The organism is Mycobacterium bourgelatii (assembly GCF_010723575.1).
GTDB classification, from domain to species: Bacteria; Actinomycetota; Actinomycetes; order Mycobacteriales; family Mycobacteriaceae; genus Mycobacterium; species Mycobacterium bourgelatii.
The window spans coordinates 4,751,977-4,769,683 of sequence record NZ_BLKZ01000001.1; the positions used below are offsets into that span (position 1 = coordinate 4,751,977).

Sequence of the window (17,707 nt, forward strand, 5' to 3'; positions counted from 1 at the left end):
GGTTCAGACATGCTTTATCACGAAGGGCACTCCGCTGACGGCTAGGGAACCGCAGGACAGCTGGACCGAAAGCAGCCGGTACCCGACGTAGTACACCGCAAATGACCACCAACGCCGGGCGATTGCCTGCCACCGACCTGGCAGCACTCCTGCAAGGCCGAGCGCCGTCGCCAACAGGATCAGGACCTGGACGATGTGGCGAGTCCTGCGGTCGCCGCCGGCCGTGGTGAGCATCTCGTTCCTTTCCCTTTCCCGTCCCTTTCCCGCTTCGACTCTTGGGATTTGTCCCGTGTCTAAAGAAAGATTCCGCCGGCGCGCTTGCCGCATCCTGGATGGATCCTTGGCGACGGACACAGCCGGGGCCGGGACGGCTTTTTCGGATTCAAATGTGTGCTTCTCATGCGCTTGTCGGGGTTGCGGCATACCGTCGTGAATGCCAGAAAGTGCGCTTGTAGCTGGCGCCCAGACCGGGAGGTTGTTGATAGTGTCAGCGGTTGATTGGGAGGATCAGCTATGAGCGACGGTTCAGACTCGCGGGTTGGATCGATGTTCGGCCCGTACCGCCTCAAACGGCTGTTGGGCCGCGGCGGCATGGGCGAAGTCTACGAAGCTGACCACACGGTCAAGGAATGGACGGTCGCGGTCAAGGTGATGACCGCGGAGTTCAGCAAAGACGCGGTGTTCCGCGAGCGGATGAAGCGCGAAGCCCGTATCGCGGGCAAACTCCAAGAGCCCCATGTGGTGCCCATCCACGACTACGGCGAGATCGACGGCCAGATGTATCTGGAGATGCGCCTGGTCGAAGGCACCGACCTGGACAGCCTGCTCAAGCGCTACGGCCCGCTGACCCCGCCGCGCGCGGTGGCCATCATCAGCCAGATCGCCTCGGCGCTCGATGCCGCCCACGCCGCCGGGGTGATGCACCGCGACGTCAAGCCCCCCAACATCCTGGTCACCCGCGACGACTTCGCCTACCTGGTCGACTTCGGCATCGCCAGCGCCACCACCGACGAGAAGCTGACCCAGCTGGGCACCGCGGTGGGCACCTGGAAATACATGGCGCCCGAACGGTTTTCGAACGACGAGGTCACCTACCGCGCCGACATCTACTCGCTGGCCTGCGTGCTGCACGAATGCCTGACCGGGTCGCCACCGTACCGTTCCGACAGCGCCGGCACGCTGGTCACCGCCCACCTGATGGATCCGATCCCGCGGCCCAGCGCATCACGAGCAGGCATTCCCAAAGCGTTCGATGCGGTGGTCGCGCGCGGCATGGCCAAGAGGCCCGAGGACCGCTACGCCAGCTGCGGAGATCTCGCGTTGGCAGCCCACGAAGCGCTCAGCACCCCCGACAGGGATCACGCGGAAGACATCCTGCGCCGCAGTCAGGAGACCACCCTGCCCGGTTCCTCGGGTCCGGTTGCAGGACAAACCTTGCCTGCGACGCCGACTCCGCCGCCGCGGCCGACCCCGTCGACTCCGCCGCCCGCTTCGCGGCCTCAGCATTCACCGGCCGCTTATGCCCCGTCATCCCACTCGGGTCAATCGGGGCCGATCGGGCAATCAGGGCCGATCGGACAATCAGGGCCGATCGGGCAATCGGGGCCGATGGGGCCGTCCGGGCCGATCCCCTACGCATCGGGTCCGATAGCCCAGCCGCGTCCGGGGCAGCCCGGTCCGCCAAACCCGCCGTCGTGGAACCCGCCGAGCGGTCCAGTGGCCGCGCCCCCCAATCAGCCCGCCCCGTTCTATCAAGGGGGCGGATGGGGCGGCGGGTCAGCCACGCCTCCGCCGCACGGGCAACCCCCCGCCCCCACCCCTTGGAACCAGGGCGCGCCGCCACCCCGCAAGCGCAATCCGTGGCCCATCGTGGCCGCGGTCGCGGTCGTGATCGTGCTCATCGTCGGCGGCGTGGCAATCTTCAAGTTCCTTCCAGACGACAAACCGAAGCCGCCGCCGAAACCGATAGGCGAGGATCGGCTGAGCTCGTTGCTACTCAGCACGTTGGAAGTGAACAGCGTGATGGGGTCGTCGAGCATGACACCCGGGAAAACGCTTAGCTCGATGGACAATTCATCGCTGCAGTTCTCCCAGGCTGACTGCCAGGGCGCGCTTTACAACCGACAGGCGGCGGTCTATGCCGGCACCGGCTTTACCGCGGTGAACGCGTTGGTGTCGTCGGAGCCGGGCGACAACTACGACCACTTCGTCAATCAGGCGGTGGTGGCGTTCCCGACCGCCAATAAAGCCCGCTCATTCCTGGACACATTGGCGCCCAAATGGAAGAACTGCGAAGGAAAAACCATCTCCGTCACGAACACGAGTAAGAACAAGACGTACCGGTGGACGTTCGGTCAGGTCGAGGGCGCTCCACCCAAGATGGACATCCTGGAAACGCAAGAGGGCGCTGACGGCTGGGAGTGCCAGCACTCGATGCGGGCAGAGAACAACATCGTTGTCGACGTCAATGCGTGTGGCTACCGGATCACCAATCATGGGGCCCAGATCGCGGACAAGATTACCGAAAAGGTCGAAAAAGAACAGGAATGAGGCGCCTCAGCCCTTGAGGTCCGGGCCCTGCGCCCGCAGGTCGTCAACGGCGGACATCGCGCTGCGCAATTTGTTCAGCCATTCTTCGGTGTGCTCACCGACCAGCTTGACCGACCAGGCCAGCGCGTCGGCCCGCGACCGCGCCACGCCCGCGTCGACCAACGTGTCGAGCACTTGGCGTTCCGGTTGCTTGAGCCGGGTCATGACGGGAACCGCGATGTGCGTGAACAGGATTCGTTTGGTGCCGGTGGCTGAGCTCACGTCGACACCCCACGAAACCTTGCGCCCGTAACGCGCCTCCGCTTCGTCGGCGATTCTCATTCGCTCGGACCGGGTTTCCTCGCGGAACCGCGAAACCCGCCCTGCGGCACGGGATTCCGTTTCCTCCGCCTCGGATGCCTCGGGGTTCTCGGGGTTCTCGGGGTTCTCTGGGTTCTTGGATGGCAGCTTGCCGATGACCGTTATCTCCTCGCGATCGACGATCACGGTCGGATCGCCGTCGAACCAGTGTTCCGGCAGTCGCCCGGCGAACCATTCGGCCGCGTCAGTGGCATCGGGTTGGTCGGCTTGCTGCCAACCGCCGGGCCGCCCGTATCGACGCCCGCGCATGTCGTGATGATGTTTCATGATTACATGATTACACCGTTATACATGTAATGGGAACCGCGTTCGCGGGCGGCGAACGACGACCGAACCGGGGCTCGTCAGGTAGCCCTCGGCCAGCGGTCCGACCATTGCTTATGCGCATACAGAGTTGTACGTTTAGAAGCGAAGCAGGCCCGGAAGAGACCGATTCAAGCGCCGGAATGAGGGGTGACAGCCGGCCGCGTCCGATCCGCATAAGACGGAGTCCGACGCCCCCAGAGTCCGTCCGGGCCTGCCCTATGCGTTCAGGGACTTATCCGCTGAGGGGCCGCACGGCCGTTCGCTAGGAGCCGCCCCGCCGCGCCCGATATAACTTCGTCTCACCCTTGATGCCCTTGAGTCGGCGCGCGACGGCGAACTTCAAGTCGAACACCGCCTCATCCCCCAGGGCGTCGACGAATGAGTCCGCGACCAGCACCGTGCCCGGCCGCGCCACACCGGTGATCCGGCTGGCCGCATTCACCGGGCTGCCGAACCAATCACCGGCACGACTCACCGCCATTCCTGCGGCGACTCCGGCTCTGAGCCGAGGGAAAGCGTCGTCGGAGTCGACCACCTCGACCAGCTTGAGCACCGTGTCCAACAGGGGCGCCGGCTCGGGGCAGACGAGCATCACGGCGTCGCCGATCGTCTTGATCAACCGGACCGGTGGGGCGATCATGTCGCGGGCGAGGTCGGCCAATCGATTGGCAAGCTGCCCGAGTTCCTCGGCCGACATCACCTCGCCAAGCTTGGTGAAGCCGACCAGGTCGGCGAACGCGACCGCGATCTGGCGAGCACCCGGCAGGGGTTGACCGGCGGCCCGCTCGCCGGCATTGACCGCTTCGGTCTCCACCATGTGGCGAAGCTGCATGAACAGCATTTCTTGGGCTATCGGCCCGAGCAGTGGCGCGATCTGGCTGACCAGGGTTTTCGATGCCTTGGCGATCTCCAGCTCGGTGATGCCCGGGCGGATGATCGCCGACAGCGCCGCGTACCGCATGACTTCGGCGACGCGCGAGAGGCCGTCGGCAAGAATCCGCACCACGAGGACGACTTGGTCGGGATCCAGGCCTAGGTCGACGAACCGTTGCGCCAAGGCGGCCGCTTCGCCGTCGGCGCGCATGTGGATGACCGCGTCGGGATCGTCCACCCTGGCCAGGCCGATCGCCCGCTGGATCCGCTGCAGCAGCCCGAGGTCGATGCCATAACGTTCGCTGATCTCGCGGGTCGACACATAGGTGCCGTCGTCTCCGATGAGGTGCCGGGTGGCCAGCAGCAGCGGCGGATTGGTCGCCCTGATCTCGTCGGCAGTGATGCCCTGTTCGAACAACCACTTCACCAGCTCGGCGCGCTCGGCTCGCGCGGTGCCCTGCAGCCCATCGAGCAGATCTTCGACGACAGCATCCTCGGGAGTTCCGTCCACCCGCCCAACGTTAATGGCCGACCGCGATCATGGGAGGTGATGACCACACCGCTGCTCAATGGACTGCCGCCGGTAGTCGACAACCGTGCCCGAGTGCTGATCCTCGGTTCCTTTCCCAGCGTGCAATCGCTGGCGGCGGGCCAGTACTACGCCAATCCGCAGAACGCGTTCTGGCCGATCGCCAGCGAGCTTTTCGGCTTCGCCGTCGCCGCGCCGTACGAACACCGGCTGGCGGCAATGCAATTGCACGGCGTCGCACTCTGGGACGTGTTGCACCACTGCCGGCGCAATGGCAGCGCGGACTCCGCGTTCGATCGAAACAGCTTGGTGGTCAATGATTTTGCACGCCTGTTCGCCGAGTTCCCGGCGCTGCGACGGGTGTACTTCAACGGCGCGAAGGCGGCCGAACTGTATCGCAGGCTGGTCCCGCCGACGGACGGGGTGCACTACCAGCGGCTACCGTCCACCAGCTCGGCCCATGCCATACCGCGCGCCGAGAAATTAGCGGCCTGGCAGGTGATCTCGCGACATCCCTCATGACAGGGGGGGCCGGCGGTGCGCCCACGGCCTGGCGACTTCGATCTGCGCGGCCAACGACAACAGCGTCGCCTCGTCGTAGGGCCGGCCGACGAGCTGCACCGACATGGGCAGCCCGTCGCCGTCGAAGTCCCACGGCACGACGGCGGCGGGCTGACCGGTGAGGTTCCAGACCTGTTGGTACGGGACCCGTTGCGCCACCAACAGCAAGGTGGCGATTCCACCGCGGCGGTGATAGGCGCCGATGCGGGAGGGGCCTGTCGCGGTGCCCGGCGTGACGACGACATCGACGTCGTCGAATATCGACTGGATCCGCGTGCTCGCCGCGCTCTCGGCGGCCAGCACCGCCGCCATGCGACGGTCGGAGAAAAACGACCCCATCTTCGCGATGTTGCGGGTACGCGGTTCCAGATACTGCGGGTGCGCCTGACCGTCGGCGTCGTCGCTGATTCCGCGCAGGAAGCGGGGCAGGAAGTTGGAATAGATTGCCCACGGCGGATATTCGGGATCGCGGATGACGACATCGTGTCCGAGATCGCGCAGCAATGCCCCCGCCTGCTCGAGCGCGGTCAATTGCGGCTTCCCGCACCGGACGGGCAGCGGAGTTGGCGTCTTGGTGCTCAACGCAATTCGCAGTCGACCGGGCGCACGCGCGGCCGCCGCAGCGAACTCGCCCTCGGGTCCGGGGATCGCCGTCGTCGCGTCGAGGAACAGCGCGGCGTCCATCACCGACCGGGCGATGGGCCCATACACGCTCAGCCCGTACCACCCGTCGTCGTGCGGTTCCTGCGATATCCGGTGACGTTGCGTCTTCAGTCCGAATACGCCGCACCAGGTGGACGGGATGCGAATCGAGCCGCCGCCGTCGGATCCCAGTGCCAGCGGAGCTAACCCAGCTGCCACCGCCGCGGCGCTGCCGCCACTGCTCCCGCCCGGTGTGCGAGAAAGGTTCCACGGGTTGCGTGTTGCCCCGTATGACAGCGACTCGGTGAACGGCATGATCATCAGCTCGGGCACGTTCGTCTTGCCGATGATGACGGCACCCGCGGCCCGCAATCGGCGCACCACCTCGGAGTCCGAGTTCACGGCCGGGCCGTGCGCGCCGGTTCCGTAGCTGGTCACCTCGCCGGCGACGTCAGCATCGTCCTTGATCGCGACCGGCACGCCAAGCAGCGGCCGCCGCTCACCGGCGTCGAGGCGCTGCTGGGCGGCCTCGGCCTCCTCGCGAGCGCCGTCGTAACGCACCACGCGGTAGGCGCGCAGATCGGAGTCCAGCCGTTCGATCCGTTCCAGGTAGACCTCGAGCAGCATCGGCGCGGTGATTTCCCCGTCGGCCAACATCCGCGCCTGTTCGGCGGCACCGGCAAAGGCGAGATCGCTAGGGTCCACTGCCGCAGCGTATCCCGCTCACCTGTGGTGTTCCTGACTGGTCCGCGCGGCCCCGCGGCGGAGCCGACCAGTACCGTGGCGACATGACCTGCGTGTTCTGTGCGATCGTCGCCGGTGAAGCTCCGGCCATCCGAATCTATGAAGACGACGACTATCTGGCCATCCTGGACATCCGCCCCTTCACGCGCGGTCACACCCTGGTCATTCCCAAGGAACACACCCAGGACCTCACCGACACCCCGCCGGAGACCCTGGCCGACATGATCCAGATCGGCCAGCGGATCGCCCTGGCCGCCCGCGCGACTGAGTTGGCCGATGCAACGAACATCGGTATCAACGACGGCCGACCCGCTTTTCAGACGGTGATGCACATTCACCTGCACGTGCTGCCGCGGCGCGACGGCGACAAGCTGTCGGTGGCCAAAGGCTTGCTGCTGCGTCGGGATCCCGACCGGGAGGAAACGGGCCGGCTGCTGCGGGATGCGCTGGCGCGCATCGACGCGAGCCAGTCGGAGGAGAATTCCTGACGACGACCAGCGGCTAGAAGCCTCGACAGCCCCGCGCAGCGGTCTATTCTGCTAAAGCGCGGTGTAGCTCTCCAGTGTTCACCGCAGGCCGGGGCTGGAGTGGCTATGGGACGCTCGACACGGAATCCGTGGCGGCGCTTCGGGCTGTCCGCACGCGTCGGCTGGCTGATCGTGGCGGGCTACGGGCTGGGCATAGCGCTGGTCGTCGCCTCGACCTGGTTGGGCTGGCGGGGCGGTTATGCGACGGAACCGATCAACGAATTTGTGACGGTGCTCTGCCTCGTGGTCGGCGCGGCATGCGCCGGATTGGCGGCCCGGCGCCGGGCGGGGCGGCACCGGCTCGGCTGGCTGGCCCTAATGACGGCCCTGTTGGGTTGGGCGGTCGGCGAAGTCATCTGGGCGGTCGTGGAGGTCCGGTCGGAGTTCGAGCACGCCGCTCATCCGGCCGCGGCGGAGGTTGTCCAGATGCTCTATCCGCTGGGCGCCATCGCGACGCTGGTGCTGCTGTCCCGTCCGGTTCGCCGCATTCCCTGGCACCTGGTCCTGGACGGCGTCATCGTTGCCACCTCGCTGTTCGTGGTCTCGTGGGTGTCTGTCCTGCGAAAGCTGGTCATGGAGGGCAGTGGCCCAAAGGCGGCGACGCTCACCCATGTCGCCGCCGATGTGGTTGTCATGACGACCGCGATCATCGCGTTTTCGCGAGCTCGTGCCGAAAACCGACTGAGCCTGAGCGTGGTGGCCGGGGGGGTTATAACGATCGGTGTTGCCGACCTCCTGGTCGTGTTCCACAGCGGGATGGGCAGCTACCACAGCGGCGATCTCGTCGACATCACTCGGATAGTCGGGATGTGCATGATCGCGCTGGCGGCCCTCGCGAGCATCAACGAGCCGCCCGTGCTGGCTTATCCGGACGAAACGCGGGCGGTGATCAGGTCCCGCGCGCGACTGTGGTTGCCGTACCTGCCGCTATTACTGGCCGCGGTCGTCTGCATGAGTGAAGCGGTAGGGCAGATGATGGTGCACCGGCCGATATTGACCGTAGAGCTGGGAATCTTGGTGACCGCCGTGCTGGCCCGCCAGTTCGTCGTCCTTCTGGAAAACCAGGGCCTGCTGAAAGAAGTGTCGCAAGAAGCATTTCGAGACAGCCTGACCGGGCTGGCCAATCGCGCCCACTTCTTGCGGCGCCTTGAGCAATCCGTCGGCAACCAACGGCAGACCGGCGCAACGGTTGCGGTGTTGTGTCTGGACCTGGACAACTTCAAATCGGTCAATGACGCGTTGGGCCACCCGGCCGGCGACGAACTCTTGACCCGGGTCGCGGACCGGCTTACCACCGCGGTGCAGGAGTCCGGTCTTGTTGCCCGCCTCGGCGGTGACGAGTTCGCGGTGCTGATCGAAAGGTCGGTAGAGGAGTCGTGGGCGACGGCACAACGCGTCCTGGAATGCTTCAGCGCGGCAATTGTCATCGACGGCGTCCCGTTGGCCATCCGACCAAGCATCGGCTTCACCGTGGCCACCGCGTCGTCGAACTGCACCGTCGACGAACTCCTGCGGCACGCCGACCTTGCCATGTATGCCGCGAAACGTGATGGCGGCCAATGCATTCGTAGTTTTGTCCCGATCTCGGATACGGCGATATCGGGGGTCGACGAATCCCCGGGTCCGCCCCACCGCCGCGACGCCGGGGTGGTCGCGGACGTAACCGACACGCCCGCGAAGGTGCGGATCATGCGGCGAGGCACTGACGCAGCTGCGGCGTCCGTCGATGCACCCGTTCGCGTACTCGATCAGCTGACTGAGGCCCCCCACGGCATCCGGTGGCCTCCCACGCTCATTCGAATCACTCTGGCGCTGTTGGGTATTGGCGTGGTGGCATTCGCGGTGGCCAGTGTGATCTTCCAAAAGACCGACGACAGCGTATTTCTCGCGAAATTCGTATATCCGGCGCTGAACCTGTTGCCAGCGATCGTGGTCGCCGTACGCGCGTGGCGGGTGACCGTGGACCGATACGGGTGGATTCTGATCGCGGCTGCGGCCACGTCGTCCGCGCTGGGCGACATCATCTACGCCGCGTGGGTGCCAGACGGACAATCGCCGTCGGCGGCGGATCCGGCGTACTTGGCGTTCTACCCACTGGCGTTTGCCGGCATCCTGCTGCTCATGCGGGCGCGGCTGAAGCGCGTGCCGATACCGGTGCGACTAGATTCAGTGGTGTGCGGATTGGCCATGGCCGCGGTGGCCGCGGCGCTCACGGCCGGGCCCATCGATGCCGCCGCTACCCGCGCGCCGGCCACGGTCCTGGTGGGGTTGCTTTATCCCTGGGGCGATCTGATGCTGCTGGCGTTGGCAGCCAGCATGTTGCCAATCCTGGGCTGGCGCAACGAACGTCGTTGGATTCTGCTGGTGCTGGGATTCGTACTGTTTGCCGCCGCGGACACCGCCTATCTGTTCGAGACGTCCGCCGGTGCCTACCGCGCCGGCACCGTGCTGGATGCCTGCTGGCCGGCCTCGGCCTATTTCATCGCGTTGGCGAGTTGGGCGCCGTCTTCGCCCGCGCCGGCCCAACCCAGACGTGGGCTGGACTCTTACCTGGTACCCGTGGCGTGCACCGTCGTGGCGCTTGCGGTCACCATCCTCGGGCACAATTCGCTATCGGCCACGACACTGGCCGCGTTGACCCTTGTCGCGGTCGCTGCCCGATACTCGGTGACCTTCCGGGATGTCAGTTTCTTGGCCGAAAGCCACAAGCAGGCCATGACCGACGACTTGACGGCCTTGCCCAATCGACGCGCGATGGTCACAGCGCTCATCACAGCACCCGTACACCCGCCCTCGTTGGCGGCCAGGATGCCGTCCCGCCGGGCATTGTTGCTGTTGGAACTCTATGAGTTCCAAGAGATCAACGACTCGATCGGGCGGCACTTCGGCGATGACCTGTTGTGCCACATCGCGAATCGACTCTCGGCCAACGTTCGTCGCGGCGATCTGCTTGCACGGGTAAGCGATAACCAATTCGCGGTGCTGCTGTCCGAGGGCGCAGACCTCATCGCCGCGCGTGCGCAGGCCGGCCGATTGCTCGAGGTCTTGTGCGAACCGTTCGCATTGGACCCGATCACCGTGCAAGTCGATGCCCGCGTTGCCATCGTGTTGTATCCCGACCACTGTGAGCACCCGCAGGAATTGCTGACGCACGCCGAAACCGCAATCCCGCACGCCAAGTCGGCCAAAGGCAAGATCGCGGTGTACGACCCTGCGTTCGAGCTTTATCGTGACAACGATCCGCACGTCATCGAGGACCTGCGCGCCGCGTTGTCGGATGCCGACGAACTGACCTGTCATTACCAGCCCAAGATCAACGCGCGCGACGGCAGCATCCACAGCCTGGAAGCACTGCTGCGCTGGCATCATCCCAGCCGCGGCCTGTTGCTACCAGAAGAGTTCCTGCCCGCCGCCGAACGCGCCGGCCTGATGCGCCAGGTGGCCCACCGCACGGTGAACATGGCCCTCGAACAGATCCGATCCTGGCGGGATCAGGGCGTATCGCTGACGGTGGCGGTGAACCTCTCGACAGCGAATCTTCTCGACCTGGACTTGGTGGGCACCATCGAGCGACTACTGCAGGCCCACGATCTCCCCCCCGAAGCACTGATCATCGAGATCACCGAGAGCACCCTCGTCGACTCGGCACGATCTCGCAATACCGTGGCTTCGCTGCGACGCCTGGGCGTTCGGATCTCGCTGGACGACTACGGCACCGGGTGGTCGTCGCTGGCCCGCCTCCAGGATGTGTCGGTGGACGAGCTCAAACTCGATCGCCGATTTGTGGCGCGGCTGGCCCAGGATCCGCGCTCGGTGGCCATCGTGCGGTCCACAGTCGCCTTGGCGCAAAGCCTGGGGGCCGATCTAGTGGCCGAGGGAGTCGAGGACGAGGTGACTCTGAGCGCGGTGCGGCGCTATGGCTGCACGATCACCCAGGGGTTCGTGCACAGTCCGCCGCTGCCGGCGGGACCGATGCTGAAGTGGATCACCACGCACACCCCCGAGGCGTCGAAGCAGGCGCGAGCGATCGACTAGAACAGCTCCTTGGCGAGCAGCTCCAGTGTCGCTACCCGGGCGGGGCTGGTCGCGGGATCGGTGCCGCGGTGCGCTGAGGCCACCGGGTGCACCATCACCTCGTCGACACCGAACCGTTCGGCGAGCGCGCGCAGCTGTTCGGCGGCCTCCGCGGGTGCGCCGACGACGGCCCGCTCCAAGCCGGAGTCCACGATGTGCTGCTGCGCCGGACTGAGTTGCGCTACCGCCGCCTCTTCGACCAGCGGCACGGGACCGAGCGGCTGCCCGGTCCGCAGCCGCGCCATCATCTGCAGGTTCGGCAGCATCAACGCCACCGCCTCGTCGTGCGTGTCGGCCACCGCGGCATTGACCGTCAGGAATGTCACCGGCTCGGCGGCGAAGGTGCTGGGCTTGAAGCGGGTGCGATAGACCTCGAGCGCTTCCTCGGTGCCCTTGCCGGAGAAGTGATGCGCGAAGACATACGGCAGGCCCTTGGCGGCGGCCAGGTGCGCGGAATACATCGAGGACCCCAGCAGCCACAGCCGCGGTTCGCTTGTCGCGGCCGGGGTCGCCTTGAGCCGGTAATCCCCCGACCGCAGCGGCACCACCACCCCGCGGGCGCTCATCAGCGCCGCCACGTCGTCGAGGTACTCGGGGAAGTTCTCGATGTCGCGGTCGTCACGGCCCCCGCGCAGGGCGTAGGACGTGACCGGGTCGGACCCGGGCGCGCGGCCGATACCCAGGTCGATGCGTCCGGGCGCCGCCGCTTCCAGCAGCGCGAACTGCTCGGCCACCGCCAGGGGCGCGTGGTTGGGCAGCATCACCCCACCGGAGCCCAGTCGCACTTGCGAGGTCTGCGCGGCCAGGTAGGCGATCAACACCGGAGGGCTGGTAGCGCCCACGGACGGCATGTTGTGGTGTTCGGCCACCCAGTAGCGGGTGAAACCCAGCCGGTCCGCGGTCTGCGCCAACGACACGGTCGCCGCCAGCGCGTCGCCGGTGGACTGGTCGGTGCGGACCGGAACGAGATCAAGGACGGAAAGACGCACGATCGCCACAACGCCTTTTACTGCGGGAACGTTCCCCGGCTCTAGTGCCGGGTCAGTAGTCCGGCAGCTCGATCGAATTGATGATGTATTCGAACTGTTCCTGGGAGATCGGCGCGCCGCCGGGGATGTTGTCGGTGGCCAGGAATTGGTTGCCCTCGGTGTAGGCCTTGAACCGCTGGAAGTAGTTGGTGAACGCCTCACCGTGGTCGACGAAGGTGTTGCGGGTGGACTTCTTGAGCTCGCCGGCAAGTATGTAGGCGCCCAGCAAGGCCACGCTGGTTCCCTGACCCGACAGCGGCGAGCAGCAATATGCGGCGTCACCCACCAGCACCACCCGGCCGATCGACCAGTGATCCATCAGGATCTGCGCCATCTCGTCGAAGTAGAAGTCGGGTGCCGAACGCATGTAGCTCAGTAGCTGCGGACGTATCCAGCCGTCGTCGGCCATCCGCCGTTCCAGCTCCGCGAACTGCTCTTCGGTCTCGCGGTAATCGATGTGCAGATCGGGATCCAAGAAGCCCAACATGGCACGCGCCTCGGTGTTGTCGCGGGCGCTGTAGACGCCGGCCATGCTGTTGTCGCCGTAATGCCATGTTTGCCAGTAGTCGAGGTTCAAGAAGTTGGGGATGGTGAAGATCGCCGCGTGCGTGCCCAGCCTCTTGATGAATCTCTCCTCGGGGCCGAACACCAACTCCCGAACATTGGAGTGCAAGCCGTCGGCACCGATCACCAGGTCGAAATTGCGGGGCTCCCCATACCTGAACGTCACCTCGACCGTCTCGCCGAAACTGCGGATCGAGACGATGCTGTCGTCGAAGACGTACTCGGTGTCGGGTTGGGTTGCCTGATAGAGCAATTGGACGAGGTCGTCACGCAACAACTCGATGTCGGGATTGTCGATCGGCCCGCCGGTCAGTGTCGATTCGGTGTCGCGGGACAGCTCGTTGCCGTCACGATCGACGACGGACGCGCCGCGGATTCGGGTCTTCTTTTCCTCCGCGGCGGCCAACAGCCCCATGCGGTCCAGCACAGTCAGTGCAGGACCGCGCACGTCGATCGCTTGCCCGCCTGGTCGCAGCCCCGGATAACGCTCCACCACCGTCACGGAAAAGCCCTGCTGCTGAAGCCAGTACGCCGCGGTCGTACCCGCGACGCTGGCACCCGATATAAGAACCGTTCTCGTCACTTAACCCCTGCCTGCTTCTTCGCTTCGACGAAAATCTCGTCCAGCATCGCCGGAGTCAACTTACCTGTGAACATGTTTTGCTGGCTCGGGTGGTAACAGCCGAGCAACCGCACACCTGATGGCAGCTCCGCGACTGCGCCATGACCGAATTTTGGCTTGCGCATGCCGGCCGCCGCCGGCAGTCCCAGCGCTACCTGCCAGCCGAACCCGCCCAAGGCCACGATCACCCGAACGTGATCGGAGATCAGGTGCCACTCGGCCTCCAGCCACGGATAGCACGTGATGCGTTCGGCCGGGGTCGGGGCGTTGGCCGGCGGCGCGCAGCGCACCGGCGCCGTGATCCGGATGCCGTTTGCCTGCAACCCGTCCGCCGCGTCGACGCTGGTCGGCTGATTTACCAGGCCGGCACGGTGCAGCGCGGCGTAGAGCTGGTCACCCGAGCGGTCCCCGGTGAACATGCGCCCGGTGCGATTGGCGCCGTTTGCCGCGGGAGCCAGGCCGACGATCAGCAACCAGGGCCGTTCCGATCCCCAGCCCGGTACCGGTCGTCCCCAATACGGCTGGTTGGCGAAGGCTCGGCGCTTGGTGACGGCGACCTCCTCACGCCAACTGACCAGCCGGGGGCACGCTCGGCACACACTGACCACGGCGTCGAGCTCCGCGATCGAGCCTGCTTTCTTCGCCAGGGCGACGACCTGCGCCGCGTCGCGCGCCACCGGCGTCTGCGGGGTCGCCGGATCGCCCGGCCAACCGGTGCCCGGGCTTACCGGAGAACCGAACGCCTGGCCGGTATTCGGGTGGATGAGCACAGCACCATCCTGCACTGCGGCAAAAAAATCGGTGGCTCCGTTCGGGCCGCGGGGCTACATTCAGCCGCGATCGCCATGAACACCACCAGCCGCGGCCCGGCCTACCTGATTCTCCTCGCCACGCTGATGTCGTGTGCCGGCAACGGCATCTCGATAATCGCGTTCCCGTGGCTGGTGTTGCAGCGCCAGGGCAGCGCCGGGCAGGCCTCGATCGTGGCCGGCGCGACGACGCTGCCGCTGCTGTTCTCCACGCTGATTGCGGGCACCGCGGTCGACTACTTCGGCCGCCGCTGCGTCTCGATTGTTTCCGACGTGCTGTCTGCGGCGTCGGTGGCCGCCGTCCCCGTGGTGGCGTGGGCGTTCGGCGTCGACGCGGTGAACGTGGCGGTGCTGGCCATCCTGGGTGCCTGCGGAGCGCTGTTCGACCCGGCCGGGATTACCGCCCGCCAATCGATGCTGCCCGAGGCGGCCGCCCGGGCTCGTTGGTCGCTGGACCGGACCAACAGCATCTATGAGGCAGTGCTCAACGTGGCGTTTGTGGTGGGCCCGGGCATCGGCGGCCTGATGATCGCCACCATCGGCGGCATCACCACGATGTGGGTCACCGCCGGGGCATTCGGATTGTCCATCCTGGCGATGGCCGTCTTGCAGCTCGAGGGAGCGGGCAAGCCGCACCACTCCACCCGGCCGGAGGGCCTGGTGTCCGGCGTCGTGGAGGGCCTGCGTTTCGTGTGGAGTCTGCGAGTGCTGCGCGCGCTGGCGCTGATCGACCTGACGGTGACGGCGCTGTACCTGCCGATGGAGAGCGTGCTGTTCCCGAAGTACTTCAGCGACCGCCAGCAACCCGGGCAGCTGGGCTCGGCGCTGGTGGCGCTGTCGATCGGCAGCCTGTTGGGCGCGCTGGGTTACGCGGTAGTGGCGTCATACATGTCGCGGCGGTTGATCATGCTGACGGCGGTGTCGAGTTTTGGTGCGGCGACACTCGTGATCGCGGTGCTGCCGCCGTTGCCGGTGATCCTGGTGATGTGTGCGGTGATCGGGTTGGTCTACGGACCCATCCAGCCGATCTACAACTACGTGATGCAGACGCGGGCACCGCACTATCTGCGCGGGCGGGTCGTCGGTGTGATGACGTCGATGGCCTACGCCGCGGGTCCGCTGGGCTTGCTGCTGGCGGGCCCACTGACCGACGCGGCAGGGCTGAAGGTGACGTTCTTCGCGCTGGCGGTGCCGATCCTGGTGACCGGACTGATCTGCATCCGGCTACCGTCGCTGCGCGAACTGGACCGGGAGCCGGAGTTCGCCGTTGAATCGGCCGCTGAGGTAAGGGCCTAAGATCGGCCCGGTGAGCGCCGATCTGCTGGCAGGGCTGATTGCCGACCTGCCCGAGGGAATGGTGGTCACCGACCCTGCGGTGACCGAGGGTTACCGGCAAGACCGCGCCTTTGACCCGTCGGCGGGTAAGCCGCTGGCGGTGGTCCGGCCGCGCCGTACCGAAGAGGTGCAAACCGTGCTGCGGTGGGCGTCGGCCCATTCGGTGCCGGTCGTGACGCGTGGGGCAGGTTCCGGGTTGTCGGGCGGGGCGACCGCGGTGGACAACGGGATCGTGCTGTCGACGGAAAAGATGCGCGACATCACCGTCGACCCGGTCACCCGCACCGCGGTGTGTCAGCCGGGCCTGTTCAACGCCGAGGTCAAGAAGGCCGTCGCCGAGCACGGGCTGTGGTATCCGCCCGATCCCTCGTCGTACGAGATCTGCAGCATCGGCGGCAACATCGCCACCAATGCGGGCGGGCTGTGCTGCGTAAAGTACGGCGTCACCACCGACTATGTGCTGGGCATGCAGGTGGTGCTTGCCGATGGGACCGCCGTGCGACTGGGCGGGCCGCGGCTGAAGGACGTGGCCGGGCTTTCGTTGACGAAGCTATTCGTCGGGAGCGAAGGGACGCTCGGTGTCATCACCGAGGTGACGCTGCGACTACTGCCCGCCCAGAACGCGTTGAGCGTGGTGGTGGCGAGCTTTGCTTCGGTGGAACAGGCGATCGACGCGGTCTTGGGAGTCACGGCCCGGCTCCGCCCCGCCATGCTGGAGTTCATGGACTCGGTAGCAATCAATGCCGTCGAGGACACGCTGCGGATGGACCTGGACCGCGACGCCGCGGCGATGCTGGTGGCCGGCTCCGACGAACGCGGCCGGGCCGGCAGCCAGGATGCCAAAGTAATAGCCGAGGTGTTCGCGGAAAACGGTGCAAAGGAAGTGTTTTCGACCGACGACCCGGACGAGGGCGAGGCTTTCGTCGCCGCCCGGCGGTTCTGCATCCCGGCCGTCGAAGCCAAGGGATCGTTGTTGCTCGAAGACGTCGGGGTGCCGCTGCCCGCGCTGGGCCACTTGGTCACCGGGATCGCACGCATCGCCGAGGAGCGAGAGCTGATGATCTCGGTGATCGCGCACGCCGGTGACGGCAACACCCACCCGCTGTTGGTGTTTGATCCTAACGACGCGGCGATGGCCGAGCGCGCACAGCTCGCGTACGGCGAAATCATGGATCTGGCAATTGATTTGGGCGGCACGATCACCGGCGAGCACGGTGTCGGCCGGTTGAAGCTGCCGTGGCTGGAAGACTACCTCGGACCCGACGTGATGGATCTGAATCGCCGCATCAAGCAGGCGTTGGACCCGGGCGGGATTTTGAATCCCGGCTCGGGTATCTAGCCGTAACCGGCGGGCGTGCAGCTTTGCGACGCGTCTCAGCGGCGCGTCGGGGCGTTGCGTAATCGCCGGCTCGCCGGCTCCGCATCGACGCGGCCTGCTCACCGCCTCGCCTCCTCGCGCCTCGCCGCCGAGCCTGAAATCCTGCAGAAAAAGTTCGAGTAAAGACCTGCAGAAATACAGGGTCACCGCTCGACGCGGCCCTCATCCCGACGCACCAAGCCCGCCTCGCCGCGCACATCGCCGAGCCTGAAATCCTGCAGGAGAAGGTTGAGTGGGGACCTGCAGGATTACAGGCTCACCACCGATAGCGGCCGTCGCCACCTAACTGCAGGGCACCCCGTTGATCCGGCAATTCACCGGTGGCGAGTAAGTACCGGTCAGCACTCCCCTCATGCCGCCGGTGGCCGAACCACCGGGTGCGATGGTGCGATTCCAGTTCGCCGGGGTGATCACGAAGTGCGTGCCGTATTGCGTGAAGCTGCTGTTCCAGGTGTGCGACAGGGACTGCCCCACCGGCATGTCGAATTCGAGCCGCCAGTCCGACACCTGCGCCATGCTCAAATTAGTGACGACGTAGCGGGCGATGAACCCGTCCTGCCACGTATGTTGCACCTGCAACGTCGCCGTGACGGCGGCCGCCTGAGCGACCGGGCTGGTGGCGAGCGCCAGGACAGCCGCAACGCATGCCGATAGAGTTACGTGAAGCGCTGTGCGCCAACGGTTCTCGCGACGGCTTCGACCGGCCATAAGAGCCAACGTTATAGCAGAAGGCGGGATGCGACTCCGCGCATCGCGGGCAAGCTGCCGGAAGTTTGCTCAAAAGAGATCGTCGTGAGATGCCGGC

Annotated in this window: 14 protein-coding genes; 6 read left to right on the top strand and 8 right to left on the bottom strand. The window is 66.1% G+C overall.

The features are described from left to right. Nucleotides 1-3 precede the first annotated feature (3 nt). On the bottom strand, nt 4-234 hold the full coding sequence (locus tag G6N68_RS20430) for a hypothetical protein (RefSeq protein ID WP_163706424.1): 231 nt from the start codon (nt 232-234) through the stop codon (nt 4-6). 279 nt (nt 235-513) lie between these two features. On the opposite strand from G6N68_RS20430, the gene G6N68_RS20435 reads away from it, so the two are divergent. After that, complete coding sequence (locus tag G6N68_RS20435) at nt 514-2,550, top strand: serine/threonine-protein kinase PknH/PknJ (RefSeq protein ID WP_163716203.1); 2,037 nt, start codon at nt 514-516, stop codon at nt 2,548-2,550. A gap of 6 nt (nt 2,551-2,556) precedes the next feature. On the opposite strand, the gene abmR is transcribed toward G6N68_RS20435, so the two are convergent. After that, nucleotides 2,557-3,177: an ATP-binding transcription factor AbmR gene (gene abmR / locus G6N68_RS20440; RefSeq protein WP_163716206.1), complete on the bottom strand. Its 621-nt coding sequence runs from the start codon at nt 3,175-3,177 to the stop codon at nt 2,557-2,559. A gap of 301 nt (nt 3,178-3,478) precedes the next feature. After that, nucleotides 3,479-4,600: an adenylate/guanylate cyclase domain-containing protein gene (locus G6N68_RS20445; RefSeq protein ID WP_163716208.1), complete on the bottom strand. Its 1,122-nt coding sequence runs from the start codon at nt 4,598-4,600 to the stop codon at nt 3,479-3,481. A gap of 39 nt (nt 4,601-4,639) precedes the next feature. On the opposite strand from G6N68_RS20445, the gene G6N68_RS20450 reads away from it, so the two are divergent. Continuing rightward, on the top strand, nt 4,640-5,140 hold the full coding sequence (locus G6N68_RS20450; protein ID WP_163716212.1) for a DNA-deoxyinosine glycosylase: 501 nt from the start codon (nt 4,640-4,642) through the stop codon (nt 5,138-5,140). On the opposite strand, the gene G6N68_RS20455 is transcribed toward G6N68_RS20450, so the two are convergent. Continuing rightward, the gene (locus tag G6N68_RS20455) at nt 5,135-6,526 is read right to left on the bottom strand and encodes an amidase (RefSeq protein ID WP_163716215.1); all 1,392 of its coding nucleotides are present in this window, start codon (nt 6,524-6,526) and stop codon (nt 5,135-5,137) included. The genes G6N68_RS20450 and G6N68_RS20455 overlap by 6 nt on opposite strands. Before the next feature lie 83 nt (nt 6,527-6,609). Here G6N68_RS20455 and G6N68_RS20460 point away from each other — a divergent pair, with 83 nt between their 5' ends. Together G6N68_RS20460 and G6N68_RS20465 are read left to right on the top strand one after the other, a co-directional pair. Then, on the top strand, nt 6,610-7,053 hold the full coding sequence (locus G6N68_RS20460; protein ID WP_163716218.1) for an HIT family protein: 444 nt from the start codon (nt 6,610-6,612) through the stop codon (nt 7,051-7,053). A 105-nt stretch (nt 7,054-7,158) separates the two neighbouring features. Continuing rightward, the gene (locus tag G6N68_RS20465) at nt 7,159-11,127 is read left to right on the top strand and encodes a diguanylate cyclase domain-containing protein (RefSeq protein WP_163716221.1); all 3,969 of its coding nucleotides are present in this window, start codon (nt 7,159-7,161) and stop codon (nt 11,125-11,127) included. Here G6N68_RS20465 and G6N68_RS20470 read toward each other — a convergent pair. The 3 genes from G6N68_RS20470 to G6N68_RS20480 are packed head-to-tail and all read right to left on the bottom strand — an operon-like array spanning nt 11,124 to nt 14,165. Next, nucleotides 11,124-12,155, bottom strand: a complete 1,032-nt coding sequence (locus tag G6N68_RS20470) for an LLM class flavin-dependent oxidoreductase (protein ID WP_163718830.1) — start codon at nt 12,153-12,155, stop codon at nt 11,124-11,126. The two genes, G6N68_RS20465 and G6N68_RS20470, sit on opposite strands and share 4 nt — an antisense overlap. Before the next feature lie 52 nt (nt 12,156-12,207). Next, nucleotides 12,208-13,341, bottom strand: coding sequence for an FAD-binding protein (locus G6N68_RS20475; protein ID WP_163716224.1), 1,134 nt, complete (start codon nt 13,339-13,341; stop codon nt 12,208-12,210). Further along, nucleotides 13,338-14,165, bottom strand: coding sequence for a uracil-DNA glycosylase (locus tag G6N68_RS20480; RefSeq protein WP_163716227.1), 828 nt, complete (start codon nt 14,163-14,165; stop codon nt 13,338-13,340). Before G6N68_RS20480 ends, G6N68_RS20475 begins: the two co-directional genes overlap by 4 nt. A 60-nt stretch (nt 14,166-14,225) precedes the next feature. On the opposite strand from G6N68_RS20480, the gene tap reads away from it, so the two are divergent. Both tap and G6N68_RS20490 read left to right on the top strand, forming a co-directional pair. Then, entirely contained in the window at nt 14,226-15,485 is a 1,260-nt protein-coding gene (tap, locus tag G6N68_RS20485; RefSeq protein WP_163716230.1) for a multidrug efflux MFS transporter Tap, read from the top strand. A gap of 10 nt (nt 15,486-15,495) precedes the next feature. After that, nucleotides 15,496-16,863 carry an FAD-binding oxidoreductase gene (locus G6N68_RS20490; protein WP_163716232.1) on the top strand — a complete coding sequence of 456 codons (1,368 nt, stop codon included), beginning with the start codon at nt 15,496-15,498 and terminating at the stop codon, nt 16,861-16,863. Between the two features lie 321 nt (nt 16,864-17,184). Here G6N68_RS20490 and G6N68_RS20495 read toward each other — a convergent pair whose 3' ends face one another. After that, nucleotides 17,185-17,610, bottom strand: a complete 426-nt coding sequence (locus G6N68_RS20495; protein WP_069421578.1) for a cellulose-binding domain-containing protein — start codon at nt 17,608-17,610, stop codon at nt 17,185-17,187. Between the last annotated feature and the right edge of the window lie 97 nt (nt 17,611-17,707).